A 4094-nucleotide genomic window follows, 5' to 3' on the forward strand; every position below is an offset into this window, starting at 1 on the left:
CTCGCCGCGACCCTCGCCGCGACCCTCGCCGCGACCCTCGCCACGGCTCTCACCGCGTCGGGGGCCCCGACCACCGCTGTCGCCCCGGCGGGAGCGGGTCGTCCCACCCAGATCCTCTTCGATCTCGGCGGACAGCCCGGCCCGGGTGCGCTCGGCCGTGGGCAGCGTGCCGCTGACCTCGGTGGAGATGTGCAGGTCGGTGTAGAGGTGCGGCGACGTGTGGTACGTCTCCGGCGGCTCCGGCATCTCCAGACCGAGGGTCTTGTCGATGATCCGCCAGCGCGGCATGTCGTCCCAGTCGACGAAGGTCACCGCGACACCGGTCGCGCCGGCCCGGCCGGTACGACCGATCCGGTGGGTGTAGGTGTCCTGGTCTTCCGGGCAGTCGTAGTTGATGACGTGGGTGACGCCGGTGACGTCCAGCCCACGGGCCGCCACGTCGGTGGCGACCAGAATGTCGATCTTGCCGGCCCGGAAGGCCCGCAGAGCCCGCTCGCGGGCGCCCTGGCCGAGGTCACCGTGCACCGCGGCGACCGCGAACCCGCGGAAGTCGAGGTCCTCGGCGACCCGGTCGGCGGCCCGCTTGGTACGCGTGAAGATCATGGTCAGCCCACGCCCCTCCGCCTGGAGGATGCGCGCCACCACCTCGACCTTGTTCATCGAGTGGGTGCGGTAGACCAGTTGCTGGGTCTGCGGCGACGGGCCGGTCTCGGCGGTGTGCCCGGCGTGGATCGTCATCGGTTGGCGCAGGAAGCGCCGCGACAGGGTGACGATCGGGTCCGGCATGGTGGCCGAGAAGAGCATCGTCTGCCGGTCTTCCGGAAGCATCGCAAGGATCTTCTCGACGTCGTCGAGGAAGCCCAGGTCGAGCATCCGGTCGGCCTCGTCGAGGACGAGCGCGTGCACCCGGTCCAGTCGGAGGTGCTTCTGCTTCTGCAGGTCCATCAGTCGGCCGGGAGTGCCGACCAGGATCTCGACGCCCTTGCGCAGCGCGTCGATCTGCGGCTCGTACGCCACGCCACCGTAGATCGGCAGCACCCGGACGCCGCGCGTCCGGCCGGCGGCGGCCAGATCCTTGGCGACCTGGATGCCCAGCTCACGGGTGGGGACGACGACCAGCGCCTGGGGGACGCCGTCGCTGCCCTCGCCCGGGGCGAAGACCCGGTCGAGCAGCGGGACGCCGAAGCCGAGGGTCTTGCCGGTGCCGGTGGGCGCCTGACCGATCAGGTCGACGCCGCGCAGCGCGATCGGGATCGCGTACTCCTGGATGGCGAAGGCGCGGGTGATGCCGGCCGAGGCCAGGGCCTCGACGGTCTCGGCGCGGGCGCCGAGTGCGGCGAACGTGGGGGCCTCCGGTCGAACCGGGGCGGTGGGGGCCAGTTCCTGGCCGTCCAGCAAATCTTGAGTCAGGTCGCTCATGTGGATGTGGGGGTGCCCTCTCGTGGGTGCGCCCGTCATGTCCTCAGGGCGCGTTCGGTATGACGCGGGCCACACGGTCGGCGGCAGATTGCCGAGCCGGACCGGGCCGCACGCGCGCCGCGGGCTGAGCTTCGATCAGATCGGCGCCCACGGCAACTGCTCCATGTTACCTGAACAGGCACGTCCCCGTCCCTGTTCCCAGTCGGCCACTCGCCACGCGGGGCAAGCAAATGTGACCCACGCCACACCGCTGTCCTGCCCGCCTCGTCCCGCCGAAGTCGATCAAGGAGTTGTGGGAGGGTGCAAACTGCGCAAGACGGATTGATCCGGGCACCACAATTCCATGATCGATCGGAACGGCGCGGGACGCCACCCCGGTTCGGTACGCGGTAGCCTGCCGCTCGTGTCTGCTTTCGCCGTCGCTGACCTTTTGGGTCTCGTCGCCTTCGGTGAGCTGCTCGCCTTCGAGCGGATGGCCGGCGACGCCCGGCTCGCCCCCGATCTGCGCCGCCGGGCCGCGTTGAACGAGATGGCCGCGGCCGAGATCGCCAACTACAGGCGCCTCGCCGACCGGCTCACCGCGCTGGGCGTGCCGCCGGAGGATGCGATGGCACCCTATGTCGAGCCCGTGCAGGCGTACCACGACTCGACCGAGCCGCGGGACTGGGCGGAAGTGGTCACCAAGGCGTACGTCGGCGACGCGATCACCGACGACTTCGTTCGCGAGATCGCCGACACGCTGGACGAACCGGACCGGGGGTTGGTGCTGGACGTCCTGCACGACTCCCGGTACGCGGACTTCGCCGCGGCGGAGATCCGGCTGGCCGTCGCCGACGACCCCCGGGTGGCTGGTCGGCTCTCGATGTGGGCCCGGCGGCTGGTCGGCGAGGCGTTGTCCCAGGCTGGCCGCGTCGCCGCCGAGCGGGCCACCCTCACCGCGCTGATCGCGCGGGACGGCCGGGTCGACGTCGTGCCTGGGCTGTTCGGCAGGCTCACCACCGCGCACACCGCGCGGATGGCCGCCGCCGGGCTGAACAACTGACCACCCGGCCGGGTAGGGCCGGTGCCGGCCTGCGGCAGGTGGCCTGGCGCCGACCTGCCGCGATGGCCGGACCGGTCAGCGGACGGTGAACCCGACCGCCCGGGGCGACGCCTCGGCGATCTCCACGTAGGCGACCTTCTCGACCGGAACGATGACCCGCCGGCCCTTCTCGTCGGTCAGGGAGAGCGTGCCGCCGTTGCCGGCGAAGGCGTCGGTCACGATCTGCTCGATCTCGGCCGGCGACTGCGCGCTGTCCACTACCAGCTCGCGCGGCGCGTACTGCACGCCGATCTTGACCTCCACTGTGCCTCCTCAACTGGGGCGAAAGAACCGCCCTGCGAAGGCTATCCGATCACGGGGTCGGCGGTCAGGCTGACTCACCTTGCAGCGGGAAGCTCGCGATGCCCCGCCACGACAGCGCGGCCACCAACGCCTCGGCCTCCGCCTTCGGCACCTGCCGGCCACCGGCCAGCCAGAACTGCGCGGCCGTCTCCGCCGCGCCGACCAGCCCGGAGGCAAGCAACTCGGCGTGCGCCCGGCTCACCCCGGTGTCGGAGATGATGGTGTCGGTGATAGCCGCGATGCAGCCCTGCTCGACCCGCTCCACCCGCTGCCGCACCGCCGGGTCGTTGCGCAGATCCGACTCGAAGACGAGCCGGAACGCCTCGCTCTCGTGGTCGACGAAGTCGAAGTACGCCCGCACCGACGCGCCAACCCGCTCCTTGTTGTCGCTGGTGCCGCGCATCGCGTCTTGCACCTGAGCGACGATGGCGTCACAGTGCGTGTCGAGCAGTGCCAGGTAGAGATCCATCTTTCCGGGAAAGTGTTGGTAGAGCACCGGCTTCGAGACCCCGGCCCGCTCGGCGATGTCGTCCATCGCGGCGGCGTGGTAGCCCTGCGCGACGAACACCTCCTGCGCCGCAGCGAGAAGCTGCTTACGACGCGCGGAGCGGGGCAGGCGGGTGGGCCGGCCAGCGGTCTGTGCACCGTTCCCCGCAGCGGTCATGGGATCCTCCGAGTTCTCCGTACGAGCCGGCATTTTCCCCCCAGACCGGGCGAGGCCCGTGACCTCGGTCGTGGAAATGGCCCGCCGCTGTAACTTATCGCCACTCTCGGCACACGGTAGCCTCAGCGGGGGCGACCAAGGAGCGCGCGGTGAGTGAAACAGGGCAACCCGGAGCCGCCACCCCGGGAGAGCACGGTGACGGAGCGGGTCAGCACGACGACCCGAGCCGTTCCGTCAGCGGGTGGGCGCCTCCGGCGGGTGGGTGGCCCCGAGCCGCCGACCGCGAGGACGCCCGGGACGAGGCGCCGCGCTGGCAGCCGGACCCGGCGTCGGGCTGGCGGACGTCCTCGACACGGCACGGTGACCTGCCATCGCCGCTGGTCGGGCGGTCGGGCGACCCGGAGTCACCGGCCCGCAGCAACGGCTACCACGTCAACGGCACGCACCACCCGGACGACGTCAACGGCGTCCGTCACCCCGGCCTCGAACCGCCCGCGGGACGCCCCACCCCGGTGAGCGCACCGCCCGGGCTGCCCGTCGAGGGTCGCCCCGGGGCGGCCGGCGACCGGCTCGTGGTGCCCGCCCAACGTCCCGCACCCCCGGCGGAGCAGGGTGCCGTCGAGCCCG

Annotated in this window: 4 protein-coding genes and 1 pseudogene; 2 read left to right on the top strand and 3 right to left on the bottom strand. The window is 71.8% G+C overall.

What is annotated here, in order from left to right:
- The coding region (locus PSH25_RS18935; protein ID WP_238660353.1) for a DEAD/DEAH box helicase at window positions 1-1419 on the bottom strand (1419 nt) is incomplete at its 3' end.
- Between the two features lie 403 nt (window positions 1420-1822).
- Between PSH25_RS18935 and PSH25_RS18940 the strand changes: the two genes are divergently transcribed.
- A complete protein-coding gene (locus tag PSH25_RS18940; RefSeq protein WP_238660354.1) occupies window positions 1823-2461 on the top strand; it encodes a ferritin-like fold-containing protein in 639 nt (212 codons plus the stop codon).
- A gap of 75 nt (window positions 2462-2536) precedes the next feature.
- Here the strand turns inward: PSH25_RS18940 and PSH25_RS18945 are convergent, their stop codons facing one another.
- Together PSH25_RS18945 and PSH25_RS18950 are read right to left on the bottom strand one after the other, a co-directional pair.
- Entirely contained in the window at window positions 2537-2764 is a 228-nt protein-coding gene (locus PSH25_RS18945; protein ID WP_179781071.1) for a DUF3107 domain-containing protein, read from the bottom strand.
- A gap of 64 nt (window positions 2765-2828) precedes the next feature.
- A complete protein-coding gene (locus PSH25_RS18950; RefSeq protein WP_110563158.1) occupies window positions 2829-3467 on the bottom strand; it encodes a TetR/AcrR family transcriptional regulator in 639 nt (212 codons plus the stop codon).
- Between the two features lie 149 nt (window positions 3468-3616).
- Between PSH25_RS18950 and PSH25_RS18955 the strand changes: the two are divergent.
- Window positions 3617-4094, top strand: a pseudogene (locus tag PSH25_RS18955) (hypothetical protein); the annotation flags it as partial.

Source organism: Micromonospora foliorum (assembly GCF_022229015.1).
Lineage (GTDB): Bacteria > Actinomycetota > Actinomycetes > Mycobacteriales > Micromonosporaceae > Micromonospora > Micromonospora foliorum.